Source organism: Sphingomonas carotinifaciens (genome assembly GCF_009789535.1).
GTDB lineage: Bacteria > Pseudomonadota > Alphaproteobacteria > Sphingomonadales > Sphingomonadaceae > Sphingomonas > Sphingomonas carotinifaciens.
The window spans coordinates 2,388,330-2,404,690 of the sequence record NZ_WSUT01000005.1 but is presented as its reverse complement, the minus strand read 5'-3'; the positions used below and the strand labels follow the sequence as shown (position 1 = coordinate 2,404,690).

At 66.7% G+C, this 16,361-nt stretch carries 8 protein-coding genes; 4 read left to right on the top strand and 4 right to left on the bottom strand.

Annotated elements, in window-relative coordinates:
- The first annotated feature begins 97 nt into the window (after positions 1–97).
- From GQR91_RS13335 to GQR91_RS13325, 3 genes are all read left to right on the top strand, one after another.
- Positions 98–2,449 (top strand): glycoside hydrolase family 127 protein, encoded by a 2,352-nt coding sequence (locus GQR91_RS13335; RefSeq protein WP_164727754.1) that lies wholly within the window; start codon positions 98–100, stop codon positions 2,447–2,449.
- A 168-nt stretch (positions 2,450–2,617) separates the two neighbouring features.
- Entirely contained in the window at positions 2,618–5,830 is a 3,213-nt protein-coding gene (locus GQR91_RS13330; protein ID WP_149682909.1) for a glycoside hydrolase family 2 TIM barrel-domain containing protein, read from the top strand.
- Positions 5,827–7,206 (top strand): family 43 glycosylhydrolase, encoded by a 1,380-nt coding sequence (locus tag GQR91_RS13325; RefSeq protein WP_235904095.1) that lies wholly within the window; start codon positions 5,827–5,829, stop codon positions 7,204–7,206. Before GQR91_RS13330 ends, GQR91_RS13325 begins: the two co-directional genes overlap by 4 nt.
- 3 nt (positions 7,207–7,209) lie before the next feature.
- Here the strand turns inward: GQR91_RS13325 and GQR91_RS13320 are convergent, their stop codons facing one another.
- Positions 7,210–7,809, bottom strand: coding sequence for a TetR/AcrR family transcriptional regulator (locus GQR91_RS13320; RefSeq protein ID WP_149682910.1), 600 nt, complete (start codon positions 7,807–7,809; stop codon positions 7,210–7,212).
- 97 nt (positions 7,810–7,906) lie between these two features.
- Between GQR91_RS13320 and GQR91_RS13315 the strand changes: the two genes are divergently transcribed.
- Positions 7,907–11,305, top strand: a complete 3,399-nt coding sequence (locus tag GQR91_RS13315) for an acyl-[ACP]--phospholipid O-acyltransferase (RefSeq protein WP_162853775.1) — start codon at positions 7,907–7,909, stop codon at positions 11,303–11,305.
- 266 nt (positions 11,306–11,571) lie between these two features.
- Here the strand turns inward: GQR91_RS13315 and GQR91_RS13310 are convergent, their stop codons facing one another.
- Genes GQR91_RS13310 through GQR91_RS13300 form a run of 3 tightly spaced genes read right to left on the bottom strand, consistent with a single transcriptional unit; the run spans position 11,572 to position 16,360 of the window.
- Positions 11,572–13,908 (bottom strand): glycoside hydrolase family 31 protein, encoded by a 2,337-nt coding sequence (locus GQR91_RS13310; protein ID WP_149682911.1) that lies wholly within the window; start codon positions 13,906–13,908, stop codon positions 11,572–11,574.
- Positions 13,909–13,937: 29 nt separating this feature from the next.
- Positions 13,938–15,566: an alpha-L-fucosidase gene (locus tag GQR91_RS13305; protein WP_149682912.1), complete on the bottom strand. Its 1,629-nt coding sequence runs from the start codon at positions 15,564–15,566 to the stop codon at positions 13,938–13,940.
- Positions 15,563–16,360 carry an SGNH/GDSL hydrolase family protein gene (locus GQR91_RS13300; protein WP_149682913.1) on the bottom strand — a complete coding sequence of 266 codons (798 nt, stop codon included), beginning with the start codon at positions 16,358–16,360 and terminating at the stop codon, positions 15,563–15,565. Before GQR91_RS13300 ends, GQR91_RS13305 begins: the two co-directional genes overlap by 4 nt.
- Between the last annotated feature and the right edge of the window lies 1 nt (position 16,361).

The window sequence follows — 16,361 nt, the reverse complement described above, 5'->3', positions numbered from 1 at the left end:
TACTCTGACATTTCCTTACCCTTTCCTTCAAGGCCGGTGCCCGACCATGTAAGTCGGACGCACGATGCGGGCACCGGGCCATGGAGAGGTTTTGGCGATGTTGCTTTCCCGTCGTTCCCTGTTGGCCAGCGCAAGCGTCGTGGCGTTGGCGCCGGCGGCGTGGGCGGAGTTGCCCGTCATGCGCAGCCGCCGGGTCGAACCGGTGCCGGCGCGTTATGTGCGGTTGAAGCCGTCGCCCTTTGCCGACGCGTTCGAGGCGAACCGCCGCTATCTGCTGGCCCTCGATCCCGAGCGGTTGCTGCACAATTTCTACCAATCGGCCGGCCTGCCGGCACCCAAGCCGGTCTATGGCGGCTGGGAGGCGATGGGCATTGCCGGCCACTCGCTGGGCCACTGGTTGACCGCATGCGCGCTGGTAGTGGGGAATACGGGCGATCGTGAGGTGGCGGCGCGGCTGGATCATGCACTGGCCGAAATGGCGCGTATCCAGGCCGCGCACGGCGACGGCTATTGCGGCGGCACCACGGTGGAGCGCGACGGCAGGACGGTCGACGGCAAGGTCGTGTTCGAGGAGGTACGGCGCGGCGACATCCGCACCGGGGGGTTCGACCTGAACGGCGGATGGGTGCCGCTCTATACGTGGCACAAGGTCCATGCCGGGCTGATCGACGCACATGTGCTGGCGCGCAATGCGCGGGCGATGCCGATCATGCTGGGGCTGGCCGGCTATCTGGCCGGCGTGCTGGAGCCGCTCGACGACGCGCAGATGCAGCGGGTGCTGCATGCCGAGCATGGCGGGCTGAACGAGACTTATGCGGAAACCTATGCCCTGACCGGCGATCCGCGCTGGCTGCGCATGGCCGAGAAGATCCGGCACAAGGCGGTACTCGATCCCCTCGCCGCGCGGCAGGACAGGCTGGCGGGCCTGCATGCCAACACGCAGATACCGAAGGTGATCGGCCTGGCACGGCTGCATGAGGTGACGGGCAACCCGGCGCATATGGTCGCCCCGCGCTTCTTCCACGAGCGGGTGACGCAGCATCACAGCTACATCATCGGCGGCAATTCCGAGCGCGAGCATTTCGGCCAACCCGATCAACTGGCCGGTCGCATCACCGAGGCGACATGCGAGGCGTGCAACAGCTACAACATGATGAAGCTGACCCGGCATCTGTATAGCTGGCAACCCGATGCGCGCTGGTTCGATTTCTATGAGCAGGTGCAGCTCAACCACATCATGGCGCATCAGCGGCCGGATACCGGTCAGTTCGTGTATTTCATGCCGCTCGCCGTGGGCGCGCGGCGGGTATTCTCCAGTCCCGAAGACAGCTTCTGGTGCTGCGTCGGATCGGGGATGGAAAGCCATGCCAAGCACGCGGACTCGATCTGGTGGAGCGACGCCAGGACGCTGTACGTGAACCTGTTCATCCCGTCCGAACTGGACTGGCCGGAGCGGGGGCTGGCGGTGACGCTGGATACGGCGATGCCGCTGGAGGGCCGTGCCACGCTGACCGTCAAGCGGGCGCCACGCGCGGCGCAGGCCCTCGCCATACGGTTGCCGGGTTGGGCGAAGGCGCCGGTGCTGACGGTGAACGACGTGGCGGCCCGCCCAGTGCTGCGGGATGGCTATGCGGTGCTGGAGCGGCGTTGGCGGGCCGGGGACGTGGTGAAGGTGACGCTGCCGATGGCGGTGGCGTCGCACCCGACGCCCGGGGATGCGTCGATGGTGGCGTTTACCTACGGGCCGCTGGTGCTGGCGGCGGACATGGGGCCGGCGGATGCGCAGTTCGAGGGCGTGGGGCCGGCGCTGGTCACCGCATCGGCTGCGACGGGTGCCCTGGCGCCGGCGGGTGGTGCAGGACAGTTCCGGGCGGTGGGTGCGCTTGACGAGGCGCTGACCTTCAAGCCGTTCTTCTCGCAATATGACCGGCGCGCGGCGGTGTATTTCCCGACCTTCACTCCCGCCGGATGGGCGGGTGCCAGGGCAGGATATGTGCAGGCGCAGGAGGAGGCGCGCACGCTTGCCCGGCGCACGTCGGACATCATCCATCTGGGCGAGATGCAGCCCGAACGCGACCACCAGTTCCGGTCGGAGCATAGCGAGGTGGTGAACTGGAGCGGGCGTTCCGCACGGCGTCTGCGCCCGGGCGAGTCGATGCGGATGGTGCTGGCGCGGCGTCCCGGGGCGGCGGTGCTGCGCGTACTGGTCGCGCGGGGCGATGCCGACCGGAAGATGGGCATCAGTGTGGATGGGCAGCCGCTTGGTGCCGGCCAGCAGGTCAAGGGCGGGGAAGGGCATTTCGCCGCGATCGATTATCCCGTGTCCGGCAACGGCGCCAAGCCGCAGGCCGAGGTGGTGGTCACCGCGTTGCAGGACGATGCCGTGCTGTACGAGATGCGTATGATGACCGCGTCCAGCCCGGCGCGCGACCCGGCGGTGCAGAGCTGATGAAAGTGGGGGAGGCTTCGTCAGCCACGCGCTGATTGACGCGGGTATTCGGGCTAAGTGACCGGCTAATTCAACATCTTGGCCCTATCGGTCGGTTAAGCAAACTTGTAGGATGTATTTTGTCAGGCAAGTCGTCTAGATAGCGACGGTTCGATAAGGGGAGGGGCAATGCGGATCTTCAGGCTGGCGGCAGGTGCCGCGTCGGTGCTTGCGATGGCAAGCGTCGTGCAGGCGCAGGATGGCCCGCAAGTGCAGCCGGTGCAGGTCGATGCGTCCCGCCCCGACTGGGAAAACCCGGCGGTCTTCGCGCGCAACAAACTGCCCGCCAGTGCGACCGGCTTTCCCTTCGAGACGCGCCGGCAGGCGCTGGCCGGCATCGAGGCGGATTCTCGACGGTATCTATCCCTGGACGGCGAGTGGAAGTTCGCCTTCTCACCCGGCGCAAACCGGTTACCCGACGGATTCGAGCGACCCGATTACGACGTGTCCGCGTGGAAGACCATAAAGGTGCCGGCCGATTGGCAGGCGCAGGGCTATGATCAGGCGCGGTACAACAACATCGCCTATCCCTTCCCGGCGAACCGCCCGCTGATCCCGCACGAGACCAATCCGGTGGGGTCGTATCGGCGCGACATCACCCTGCCCGCCGACTGGACGGGGCAGGACGTGGTGTTGCAGATCGGCGCGGCGGGTTCGGCATACTATGTCTGGGTCAACGGGCAGAAGGTCGGATACTCCGAGGACTCGAAGCTGCCCAGCGCGTTCGACGTGACCCGCTTCGTGAAGCCGGGGCGGAACACGGTGGCGATTCAGGTCTATCGCTGGTCGGATGGCAGCTATCTGGAGGATCAGGATTTCTGGCGCGTGTCGGGGATCGAGCGGTCGGTCTACCTGATGGCGGTGCCGCGCACGCGGATCGCGGACACGTTCGTGCATGCCGGGCTGGACGATGCCAATCGCGACGGCCGGTTGTCGGTGGACGTCGCGGTGACGGGCGCGGAGGCGGCGACGGCGCGGATCGTGCTGCTCGATGGTGATCGGCAGGTGCTGACCGCGAACCAGGTGATGCCCAAGGGTCAGGCACGGCGGGTGACGCTGTCCGGCCAGGTGCCGCAGGTGCGCCCCTGGACCGCGGAGACGCCCGAGCTTTACACGCTGGTGACCGAATTGCTGGATAGTCGCGGCGCGGTGGTCCAGTCGACGGCGCGACGCATCGGTTTTCGCACCGTCGCGATCAAGGACGGGTTGGTCAGCATCAACGGCCGGCCGATCACCATTCGCGGGGTGAACCGGCACGAGCATGACCCCGAGACGTTCCACGTCATCAGCCGGGACTCGATGGAACGCGATGTGCGCCTGATGAAGCGGAACAACATCAACGCGATCCGCACCTCGCACTATCCCAACGATCCCTATCTCTACGAGCTGGCCGATCGATACGGCCTGTACGTCATGGACGAGGCCAATATCGAGAGCCACGCCTATATGGATTATGCGAACCGCGCGCCGCGGCAACGCGCCAAATATCAACTCGGCTTCGACCCGGCATGGCGCGAGGCGCATGTCAGCCGCGTCACCAACATGGTGGAGCGCGACAAGAACCACCCTTCCGTCATCTTCTGGTCGCTCGGCAACGAGGCGGGCATCGGGCCGAATTTCGAAGCCGCCGCCGCTGCTGCCAAGACGCGCGATCCGGGGCGGCTGATCAGCTATCTGGGATGGGGAACATGGGGCGGGATCAGCGACCACCGGCCCAACTGGTACGCCGACATCTATGCGCCGATGTACGATCCGGCGGTCAAGATGGACGATTATGCGCGCAACTGGAATTACAAGCAGCCGATGATCCAGTGCGAATATCTGCACGTCATGGGCAACTCTGGCGGCAACATCAAGGAGTATTGGGACACGATCTATGCCCATCCCGAGAAGTTGCAGGGCGGCTTCGTCTGGGACTGGGTGGACCAGTCGATGTACCGCTACACCAAGGATGGGCGCCGCTATTGGGGTGATGGTGGCGAGTATGGCCCCAATCCGGGTGGCGACATCGAATTCGGTGACGGCCTGCTGCAATCCGATCGGACGCCGAACCCGCATCTGTACGAACTTCGCAAGGTCTATTCGCCGGTTCAGTTCGATGGCTTCGATCCCGCCAGTGGCCGGGTGACGGTGCGCAACCGCCATGATTTCCGCGATCTGTCTGGCTTTGCGATGGAATGGGAGGTGCTGGAGAACGGCGTTGCCGTCGCCTCGGGCAAGCTGCCCCCCTTGTCGACGGCGGCGCGGAGGGCGGAGACGATCACGCTGCCACTGGCCGGCGTCGCGCGCAAGGCGGGTGCGGAATATTTCGTCACGATCCGGGTACGGACCCGCGATGGCGCGGTCCCCCTGGTGCCGGGCGGCACGGAGATCGGGTTCGAGCAATTCGCTCTAAGCACGCCGTCCGCCGCTGTTGCGCCGACGGCCGCGGGCAATGTGGCCGTGACGCAGTCCGCGGATGCGGTGACGATGCGGGCGGCGGGGGCGTCGCTGGAGATCGACCGATCGACCGGGCTGATCCGTCGCTACACCAAGGATGGACAGGAATTGACCACCGGGGGTGCACCACATTTCTGGCGCGCGGTGACCGACAATGATCTGGGCGTCGGCAGTGCGGGCGAAATGGCTCCGTGGAAGGCGATGAGCGAGACGCGGCGCGTCCGTTCGGTCCGGGTCGCGGGCGACGCGGTGATCGTGACGTTCGATCTGGGCGATGGTGCTGCGACGTTCGAGGCGCGCTACACGATGGCCGGCGATGGATCGGTGGCGGTCGATGGTGCGCTGACCCCGGTGAAGGAAGGCTTGCCGCCGCCGTTCCGGGTCGGATTGGCATTTGCGTTGCCGACCGATGTCACCACGGTGGAATGGTATGGGCGCGGCCCGCATGAAAGCTATGTCGACCGTAAGACCTCGGCCCCGATCGGCCTGTGGCGCGGGGCGATCGCCGCGCAGAACCACGACTATATCCGGCCGCAGGAGACGGGGAACAAGGTGGATGTCCGCTGGATGGAATTGTCCGGCGCAGGGCGGGGCGTGCGTGTCGAAGGCGATCGGCCGTTGATGATGAACGCGCTCGCCTTTCCCTATGCCGATCTGGATCGCAAGGAGCCGGGCACTTGGAAATCGACCGATATCGTCCCGCACGGGCAGGTCACGCTGCTGGTCGACTCTGCACAATGGGGCGTCGGTGGCGATACACAGTGGAGCGACTTCGGCTTGCCCCTGCCGGAATATCGCACGCGCGCCGAGCCGACGCGGGTCAGCTTCCGCCTCACTCCGTTTGCCGGAAACGGAACGACGCCCGCAAAAGCTCGTCCGGCGCAGGCAACGGAAGTGGAATGATGGGCCTGCCTTTTCTCTCGCGCTTCGCAATGCCGGCTGCCCTGCTGCTGACCGGTGGCGCACTGGCCGGGGCGGCGGATGTGCCGGTGTCGCGCTGGAACATGGCGGGCGCGGGCAATCCGCTGCTTCCCGGCTATTTTGCCGACCCGTCGATCGTCCGGGACAAGGGACGTTGGTATATCTTTGCCACCATCGACCCCTGGGGTGACGATCGGCTGGGGCTGTGGTCTTCCGACAATGGCCGCGACTGGACATTCACGACGCCGAACTGGCCGACCAAGGCGGCGGCGACCGGTCCGAGGTCGGGCGATGCCAAGGTCTGGGCGCCCTCGGTGGTGAAGGCACCGAATGGGCGGTGGTACATGTATGTCTCGGTCGGCAGCGAGGTTTGGGTCGGCACCGCCGACGCGCCCGCCGGACCGTGGCGCGACGCCAATGGCGGACGGCCGCTGATCGCGAGGGATTTCGCGCCCGAGTATCACATGATCGATGCGGAGGCATTCGTCGACGATGACGGACGTGCCTACCTGTATTGGGGATCGGGCCTCAACTGGACGAACGGCCATTGTTTCGTCGTCCGGCTGAAGCCGGACATGGTGACGTTCGACGGGACGCCGCGCGATGTGACGCCGGCCAATTATTTCGAAGCGCCGTTCATGGTGAAGGCAGGGCGCAATTACCTGCTGACCTATAGCGACGGCAACACGACCAAGGACACGTACAAGGTCCGCTACGCGATCGGTACGTCACCGCTCGGCCCGTTTCGCGAGGGCGCGACGAGCCCGATCCTGGAGACCGACCGCGCGCGGGATGTGATCAGCCCCGGCCACCACAGCGTGTTCCGATCCGAGGGGCGGTCATACATCCTGTATCACCGGCAGTCTTTGCCGTTCCCCAAGGGGGGCGACACGGTGTTGCGGCAGGTAGCGGTCGACCCGCTGACGCTCGGGGCGGATGGCGTGATCGCCAAGGTGGTGCCTTCGCATGGCAGCGCAGTGGCGGGGTTTGTGCCGAAACGCTCGGCGGGGCTGCGTTGGCGGGCGTCGGGCAGCGCATCGCCCGAAAACGCCGCGGATGATAACTATGCCACGTTGTGGCAGCCGGTCGCGGGACAGCCGGCGATGCTGGTCGCGGATCTGGGGCGGGCGCAGGCTGTAAAGGGCAGCCGGATACGGCCGGAATATGCGAACCGGCCCTATCATTTCGGTATCGAGGCATCGCAGGATGGGCGGCGCTGGCGCGTGGTCGCACCCGTGGCCGAGCGGCAGGGCTCCCCGATCGAGGTGCCGCACGCGACGACGGCGCGGTATTTGCGGGTGGTGGCGCCGGTGGGTGATGCGGCGATGTGGGAGTGGTCGATCGATCCGCGGGAGTAGGCGCTAGCGGCGGGCGTGTCCGGCGAGGGCTTCGCGGACCCGGGCAAGGGCGGCGATCTCCGGGGCGGCTTCGCCCATGAGGGCCCAGGCGCCGGTGATGGCGAAGGCGCAGTGGCCGTGGACGGTGGCGATGAGGGAGCGGGCAAGGGCGGCGACAGGGGCGTCGGGGGAGGTGTCGAGGGCGTGCGCGACCTCGGCAATGACGATCTCGGTCAGCACGCCCCGAGCCTGTTGATCCTGTTCGGAAAGTGACGCCTCGGCAGGCAGGCGGTGATCGTAGATCGCGGTCCACAAATTGGGGTGCGCACGCGCGAAGCCGAAATAGCCGTTCACCAGCGTGGCGATGCGATCGGCGTCACCCCCGGCGTCGAGCCGTTCGCGAAGATATGCCGCCCATAGCGCAAAGCTGCGCGAGTTGATCGCGGCGATCAGCCGGTCCGAAGTGCCGAAGACATTGTGGATGGTGCCGATCGAATAGCCGATGCGCCGAGCCACCTCACGCGCCGAGAAGCCGGCGAGGCCGACCTCCGCCACTAGTGCTGCCCCGGCGTCCAAGATCAACGCTTCCAGTTCGTCGCGGCTGTGGTCCGATCGTCTGCCCATGTGGCCGCACTACCATGAAATTGAGCGCTGCGCAATTTAGCTATTGAGCGGTGTTCAATTTGTGGTAGGTCCAAGCGTCCCGGAGGAGTCGTCATCCATGTCCGCACCTGACCTGTCGCTGCTTGGCAAGCGCCGTTTCGCGCCGCTGTTCGTCGTCCAGTTCCTGGGCGCCTTCAACGACAATCTGCTGAAGTTCGCGCTGCTGTTCCTGGCCAATTTCGGGCTGTACGCGGCAGCACCGGAAAAGGCGGAGCTGCTGGCGACGATCGCCACCGGCCTGTTCATCCTGCCCTATTTCCTGTTGTCCGCACTGGCCGGGCAGCTTGCCGACAAATACGACAAGGCGGTGCTGATCCGCGCGGTCAAGGCGGCGGAAATCGGCATCATGATGCTGGCACTGGGCGGGTTCTGGCTCCAGTCGATCCCGGTGCTGCTCGCCTGCCTGTTCCTGATGGGCGTGCATTCGACGCTGTTCGGGCCGGTCAAATATTCGATCCTGCCGCAGCATCTGCGCCAGCATGAGGTGATGGGCGGTACCGGCCTGATCGAGGCGGGTACGTTTCTGGCGATCCTGGCCGGGCAGTTGCTGGGCGGAGTGATCCCGGCCTGGGAAGCGGGACTGGTGGCGACGGGCGTGGCGGTGCTGGGCTTCGTGGCGAGCCTGGCGGTACCCTCCGCGCCCGCCGCCGCGCCCGACCTGCGCATCGAGCGCAACATCTTGAAGGGGACATGGAAGATCCTGACCGTCGCCAGGGCGGGCCGGGGCGTGTGGCTGGCGATCCTGGGGATAAGCTGGTTCTTTTCGGTGGGCGCGATCCTGTTGTCCGAGTTCGCACCGCTGGTCAGCGGAACGCTGCACGCCGGGCCGGGCGTGGTGACGCTGTTCCTGCTGGTCTTCTCCGTATCGGTCGCGGCGGGATCGCTGATGGTCAACCGGCTGCTGGGGGGCGAGGTGTCGGCGCGCTACGTGCCGGGGGCGGCGCTGGGCATGGCGGTGTTCCTGATCGACCTGTGGATCGCGACACGCGGGTTCGTGCCGGTCGCTACCCACGCCGATGTCGCCGCGTTCCTTGCCACCGGTGGTAGCTGGCATATCCTGATCGCGCTGACCGGCATCGCCTTTGCCGGGGGCATGTTCATCGTGCCGCTCTACGCCATCCTGCAGGTGCATAGCGCAGCCGCCGAACGCTCGCGGATCATCGCGGCGAACAACATCGTCAACGCGTTCGTCACCGTGGCGATGGTGGCGGTGGTCACCGCCCTGCTGGCAAGCGGGACCAGCGTGCCGGGGGTGATCGGGGCGATGGGCTTCGCCACCCTCGCCATCGCGCTGATCTCGTGCTGGCTGCTGCCCGAGACGGTGTTCAAGGCGCTGATCCGCGCGCTGCTGGTGCTGGTGTACCGGGTCGAGGTGCACGGGGCGGAGCATATGCCCAAGCCCGGCGAGCGGGCGATCCTGGTAGTTAACCATGTGTCGTTCCTCGACGGGTTGTTGCTGGCGGCGTTCCTGCCGGGCAAGCCGACCTTTGCAGTGGCGACGCGGATCGCGCGGGCATGGTGGGTGCGGCCGTTCCTGGGCATGTTCGACGCCTTTCCGGTCGACCCGACGAACCCGATGGCGGCCAAGGCGATGGTGAAGGCGGTGCGCGAGGAGCGGACGCTGGTGATCTTTCCCGAAGGGCGGATCACGGTGACCGGCGCGCTGATGAAGGTGTTCGACGGTCCCGGCATGATCGCCGACAAGGCGGATGCGCCGATCGTGCCGGTGCGCATCGACGGGGCGCAATATACCCCGTTCTCGCGGTTGCGCGGCAAGGTGCGGCTGCGGATGTTCCCGAAGATCGACCTGACCATCCTGCCGCCGCGCCGCTTCGTGGTGGAGGGTGACACCGCCCGGCAGCGCCGCGCGGCGGCGGGCGCCAAGCTGTACGACGTGATGAGCGAGATGATCTTTGCCACGTCGAACACGGACCGGACGCTGTACCAGGCGCTGATCGACGCCAAGGATATCCACGGCGCGCGTGCCGCGGCGGTGGAGGACGTGAAGCGCGAGCCGATGCGTTACGGCCGGTTGCTGACCGGCAGCATCGCGCTGGGCCGCGCGTTCGCACCGCTCACCACGCGGGGCGAGGCGGTGGGCGTGCTGTTGCCCAATGTGAATGCGGTGGTGGCGACATTCTTCGCGCTGCAAGGCACTGGCCGGGTGCCGGCGATGCTAAACTACACGGCCGGGCTGACCAACCTGAAGGCGGCGTGCACCGCGGCGGAGATACGCAGCATCATCACCGCGCGCGCCTTTGTCATGCAGGCGAAGCTGGGCGAGGTGGTCGCCGGGCTGGAGTCGGCGGGGCTGCGCGTCCATTATCTGGAGGATATCGGTGCCGGCATCGGTGCGCTGGCCAAGCTGCACGCGCTGATCGCGACACGCTTTGCGGGGCGGCTGCACCGGCGGCATGGGGTGTCGCCGGAGGCGCCGGCGGTTATCCTGTTCACCAGCGGTTCCGAAGGGCTGCCCAAGGGCGTGGTGCTGACCCACCGCAACCTGCTATCCAACTGCCTCCAGCTATCGGCGCGGATCGATTTCAACTCGGCGGATGTGGTGCTGAACGCGCTGCCGGTGTTCCACAGCTTCGGGCTGACCGGCGGCACGCTGCTGCCGATCCTGTCGGGGGTGAAGACGTTGCTGTATCCCAGCCCGCTGCATTACCGGATCGTGCCGGCGCTGGCCTATGACGCGAATGCGACGATCCTGTTCGGGACGGACACGTTCCTGTCGGGCTATGCCCGGATGGCGCATGGTTATGACTTCTATTCGCTGCGCTACATCTTTGCCGGGGCGGAGCGGGTGCGCGACGAGACGCGCGCGACCTATGCGCACAAGTTCGGCCTGCGGATCATGGAAGGCTATGGCGCGACCGAGGCGTCGCCGGTGATCGCGGTGAATACGCCGATGCATTTCCAGGCGGGCAGCGTCGGCCGGTTGCTGCCTGGTATGGAGGCGCGGCTGGATGCGGTGCCGGGGATCGCGGACGGCGGGCGGCTGTCGATCCGCGGGCCCAACATCATGGCCGGCTATCTGAAGGCGGAAGCGCCCGGCGTGCTGCAACCGCCCGAGGATGGCTGGCATGACAGCGGCGACATCGTGACGATCGACCCCGCCGGCTTCGTCACGATCCGCGGGCGGGCCAAGCGCTTCGCCAAGATCGGCGGCGAGATGGCCTCGCTGCCGGCGGTGGAGGGGTATGCCGCCAAGGTCTGGCCGCAGGGCGATCATGCGGTGGTGACACGGCCGGATGCGCGCAAGGGCGAGCAACTGGTGCTGTTCACCACGCAGCACGATGCGGCGGCGGCGGCATTCCAGGCATGGGCGCGCGCCAATGGCGTGACCGAGCTGGTGATCCCGCGCGATATCCGCGTGGTGGCGGCGCTGCCGGTGCTGGGGACGGGGAAGCTGGATTATGTGATGATGGGGGAAATGGCCGCGGGCGGGCGGTGATTGCTGGTGGGGGGATACCGGCTTTGACCGGAGTATCTATTCTTATCGGGAGATACGCCGCCGCGGCTGGCACTGTCTCGATATGAGCTCTCGATATGCTCCTGCGGAGCTACTCGATCTCTACTCGACACGAACGGGGGAGGGAGGGGGGTGATCCCCATCTTTCAAACCTGCTCCAAAGTCCGTTCGGTCTGAGCGAAGTCGAAGACCACAAGCTGGTGGCTGTGCTTCGACTTCGCTCGGCACGAACGGGGTTGGGTGAACGCCTACGATGCCGGGCGGATCACCTGGACCAGCGTTGCCGGGTTCTGGTCGGTGGGCAGCTTGCCCGAGGCGGTGAGGCGGCCCGCGGCGTCGTCCCAGCGCAGCGTGGCCGAGCGGCCGCCAGCAGCCTTCTTGTAGGCGTTGGTGGTGCCGTCATCGTCGTACAGCGTGAAGCTGGCATCGCGGCCCGGATAGACGCGGATCGCCTCCAGCGGCTGCTTCGTCGCGGTGCTGGGCACCTGCACGCCCATCGGCACGATCGAGCCGGCACGGACGAACAGGGGCACCTGATCGATGGGCGCGGCGACCTCGATCGTCTGGCCGCCGGTGTAGCGGCGGTTGGTCCAGTAATCATACCAGTCGGCGCCGGCGGGCAGATAGACGGGGCGCTTCGTCACGCCCTGATCGGTGACGGGGGCGACGAGGAAGGCGGGGCCGAACATATACTGGTCGCCGATCGTCGCGACCTTGGGATCATTGGGAAAGTCCATGAACAGTGCGCGCATGAACGGGGCGCCCGTCTGATAGGTCTGGTGGCCCATCGCGTAGAGATAGGGCATCAGCGAATAGCGCAGACGCAGGAAGTTGGCGAGAACGGGCTCGGCCGCCTTGCCATAGTCCCAGATCGAGGCGGCGGGACGCTGGCCGTGGATACGCAGAGTGGGCGTGAAGACGCTGTAGCCGAACCAGCGGACCATCAGTTCGGGATAGTCGGCGTAATCAGGCGCCATTGCGGTCGCGCCGGCGGGATCGATCAGTAGCGGGCGTTCGGCCTTGGGGCCGTTCGGCCACTGCCAGCCGCCGATGTCGCTGCCCCAATAGGCCATGCCGGTCGCGGTGAAGCCGAGGCCGGCAGGCACCTGGCGCTTCAGCGCTTCCCAGGTCGATTTGATGTCCGACGACCAGAACAGCGCGCCGTTGCGCTGCACGCCCAGATAGGCGGCGCGCGCAAGGATAAGGTTGCGCAGGTTCGGACGATCCCTTGCCGACCCCTCGGCCACCGGTGTGGTGTGGGTGAGCGGATAGATGTTGTGATAGCGATCGCCCGAGCCGATCGAATAGAAATGGCCGTCCGGCACCAGATCCGGCTCGGTCTCGTCCAGCCAGAACCAGTCGAAGCCCTGCGAGGCGAGATTGTCGCGGATGCGCTCCCAGAACCACTGGCCGGTTTCCGGATTGGTGGTGTCGAGCAGCGCGCCGGCGCGGTCGGAACGGAACGGCAGGCCGTCGACCACGCTGCCGTCCTTGTCGTGAAGGAACCAGCCCTTGGCCGCCAGCGTGTTGTAGTAGCGCGACTCCCGCTCGAAACGCGGCCAGACGCTGAGGATCGAGCGCATGCCCATTGCGTTCAGGCGATCGTTCATGCCCTTGGGATCGGGGAAATAGGTGCGGTCGATGTCGAGCTGGCCCATGCGGGTCCAGTGGAACCAGTCCAGCACCATGACGTCGAGCGGCAGGTTGCGCTGGCGATAGCCGTCGGCGACGGCCATCAGCTCGGCCTGGCTTTCATAGCGCGCCTTGGACTGGATCAGACCGAACGCGGCCTTGGGCGGCAGCGGGGTGGCGCCGGTCAGCCTGGCATAGCCGGCATAGAGCTGATCGGTGGTGTCGCCGGTGATGACGAAGAAGGAGATGCGCTCGCCCACCTCCGACTGCCACTGGGTGGCGTTGTGGAGGCCGGGCATCACCTTCAGCGCGGACGGGTTGTCCCAGACGATGCCATAGCCCTTGTTGGTGACCATGAAGGGGACGCAGACGGTTTCACCGGCGGGCGCGTCGTAATTGTGGCGGCAGTCGATGGTGCGGCCCTTCAGGTCGAGCACGCCTTCCTGGTTCTGGCCGAGGCCGTAATAATGCTCATCAGGCTGCACCGCGAAACTGGCGCCGACCCGGAACGTCTGCTCGCCGTTCACCGTATGGGGGGACATTTCCCAGCCGGTCATCTCGGCGATCGGGCGGCCGTCGGGGCGGGTGACGGTGATGGCGACGGGCGGGAGCGAGGGCGCGAAGTAGCGCTGCATCTGGGTGGGGGCGGCGGGCCAGGGCTGCGCCTTGACGGTGAGGGTCATGGCGGAGGAGGCGAAGATGTCGCCGGACTGGTCGGTGCGGTGGGCCCAGCCGGTGGCGTCGGCAGGGGCGTTGGGGCCGGGTCCGGGGGCGGCGTCGGCGAGGGTGCGGTCGAGCGCGATCGTCACCCGGACGATGTTGGGGGCGTAGGGCTCGATCGCGACCTGTGCGCCGTTGCGGTCGACGGTGGAGAGGGGCGCGGCGAGGGCGGGGGTGGCGGCCAGCGCGGCGAGCGCGGTGCCGGTGGCGAGAAGGTGTCGGAAAAGGGACATCGGTGGAATTTCCTGATGGATGATGGGGTTCAGACGAGGCCGCGGCCGTCGATACGGATGGCGGGTACGAAGGCGGGGGCCTGGGCGCGGGGCCAGTCGAGATGAAGGCCGGCGGCGTCGCGGCGGTGACGCACCGGGCCGCCGCCGAGCAGGGTTACGCGCTCGATCGCGCCCTCGCGCGTAGTGCCCAGCGACTTGATCGTGATCGGACCGGTCGGCGGCGCAAGGAACAGGGCGTAAAGCGCGCCCTTGTTGGTGGTGAAGCGGATGTCCTGCGGCGTGAACGGCTTGGCCGCGCCCTCATTCTGCATGCCGGTGGCGAGCTGCGTCGGCCCCTCGCCATAGATGCGCCAGGGACGCGAGCCGAAGATCGCTTGCCCATGCACCGCGATCCAGCCGGCCATGCCGTCGAGGATCTTCTCCTCCTCCGCGTCGATCGAGCCGTCGCCGGGCTGCGGAATGGAGAGCAGCAGGTTGCCGTTCTTGGACACCACATCCGCCAGGCGCTGCATCACCTGTTCGGCGGTCTTGTACGACCGGTCGTTGAGGCGCGCGACATTGTAGAACCAGTCGCCGATGCAGGTATCGGTCTGCCACGGCTCGTCCCACAACCGGTCGGCAAAGCCGCGCTCGACATCCTGGACCAGACCGAAACGCTGGTGCGGCTGAAGCTGCTTGGCGGTCAGCACGACATCGATCTTGCCGTGCCATTCGATCGAGCGGTTGTAATAGTCCGCCGCGGATTCCAGCCCGACGGGACCGAAGGGCAGGCCGTAATCGTCGAAATAGCAGAGATCGGGCTTGTACTTCTCGATCAGGTCGGTCTGGCGGAGCAGCCAGCGGGTGACATAGGCGGGATCGTCCTTCGGCCCGGTTTCGATCCACTGGCCGTTATTCGCATCGTGCCACTTGTTCATCGCCTCGATGCTGTCGATGCCGTCGGGCAGCACGGCATGACCGCCGGTATAGAGTTCCTGCGGGTCAAGGCCCTCCCACCACTGGCCACGGCCATCGCCCTTGCGCAGGCGGAACGCGTCATAGCGTTCGCCCTTTCTGGGGCCGACGGGATCATAGCCATAGGCGGTCTGGTACCAATGCCAGGCATGCGCGGCGTGATTGGACACGCCGAAACGCAGGCCCGCCTTGCGCGCTGCCTTCTCCCAGATGCCGACCACGTCCCGCTTGGGGCCGACGCGCGTCGAGTTCCAGGCGTGATAGCGGCTGTCGTAACAGTCGAGATTGTCGTGATGGCAGGCAAGCGCGACGAAATATTTGGCGCCGGCACGCACATAGCGCTGGATCAGCGCATCCGGGTCCCAGCGCTCCCCCTTCCAGCGATGCTGCAGATCCTTCATCCCCGTGACCGAGGGGTGGCCATAGGTCTTCAGGTGATGCTCGTACATCGGGTGGCCCTGCATATACATGAAGCGGCCATACCAGTCGCCCTGCTCCGGCACCGACTGCGGCCCCCAATGCGACCAGAGGCCGAGCTTGGCGTCGCGGAACCAGTCCGGATAGCGATAATTCTGGACGAGCGAGGGCCATGTCGCCTGTACCGGCCCCTTGGCGGTGCCCATCGGGCTGGCGGCGCGGGCGGCGGTCGCGAGCCCCAGGGCGGCGGAGCCGGCGAGAAAGCCGCGGCGGTGGAGATCGATCACTTGGAGGCTCCCAGGGTCTTGGTGATGGCAGCCAGCGCCAGCGGGCGCATGACCGCATAGCCCGCCGGCGTCGGGTGGACGCCATCGGTCGCGAGGCCGGGCTTCATCGCGCCGTCGGGCGTGGCGAGCGCGGTGTGGTAATCGACATAGGTGTGGCCGTTGGCGCGGGCATAATCCCGCAACCAGCGGTTCATCGCCGCGATCTGCGGCACCGGCCGCTTGTCCTTTGCCCAAGGAAAGGCGGCGGCGGGCGGGATCGAGGCCAGGATGACCTTGATACCGTTGGCGCGGGCGAGCTGCGCCATGCTGGTGATGTTGCCCTGCACCGTCTCCATCGTCGCGGCCCCCGTGTTGCCGGCGATGTCGTTGGTGCCGGCCATGATATGGACGGCGGCGGGCCGCAGGGCGAGAACGTCCTGGCGGAAGCGGACCAGCATCTGCGGCGTGGTCTGCCCGCTGATCCCGCGATCGACGCGGCCATCCTCGAACATGGAGGGATCGGCGTTGATCCAGTTGTCGGTAATGGAATCGCCCATGAAGACGACCCGCGGCCGGGTCTTCAGCGCGGCATTGGCGGCGGCGTAGCGACAGAGCTGGCCGAAATCGCGGGTGAGCATGTGGAGGTTCCACATCTGCCATCCATCCCCTTCGGGGTGCGGATGCACGGGGCAGGGATCGGCGACGATGCCGACGGGATCGCCGGCATGCGGATCGCCGGGCACGTTGGTCTGCGCCGATAGGGCGGCGCTGGACAGCAGGGCCAGGCCGGCCCCGATTAAGCGGGTGCGTCGCATC

Excerpts from the sequence above, each read along its gene's own strand:
- GQR91_RS13325 (WP_235904095.1), top strand. The coding sequence starts at position 5,827 with ATGATGGGCCTGCCTTTTCTCTCGCGCTTCGCAATGCCGGCTGCCCTG.
- GQR91_RS13315 (WP_162853775.1), top strand. The coding sequence starts at position 7,907 with ATGTCCGCACCTGACCTGTCGCTGCTTGGCAAGCGCCGTTTCGCGCCG.
- GQR91_RS13320 (WP_149682910.1), bottom strand. The coding sequence starts at position 7,809 with ATGGGCAGACGATCGGACCACAGCCGCGACGAACTGGAAGCGTTGATC.
- GQR91_RS13310 (WP_149682911.1), bottom strand. The coding sequence starts at position 13,908 with ATGTCCCTTTTCCGACACCTTCTCGCCACCGGCACCGCGCTCGCCGCG.
- GQR91_RS13300 (WP_149682913.1), bottom strand. The coding sequence starts at position 16,360 with ATGCGACGCACCCGCTTAATCGGGGCCGGCCTGGCCCTGCTGTCCAGC.
- GQR91_RS13330 (WP_149682909.1), top strand. The coding sequence starts at position 2,618 with ATGCGGATCTTCAGGCTGGCGGCAGGTGCCGCGTCGGTGCTTGCGATG.
- GQR91_RS13335 (WP_164727754.1), top strand. The coding sequence starts at position 98 with ATGTTGCTTTCCCGTCGTTCCCTGTTGGCCAGCGCAAGCGTCGTGGCG.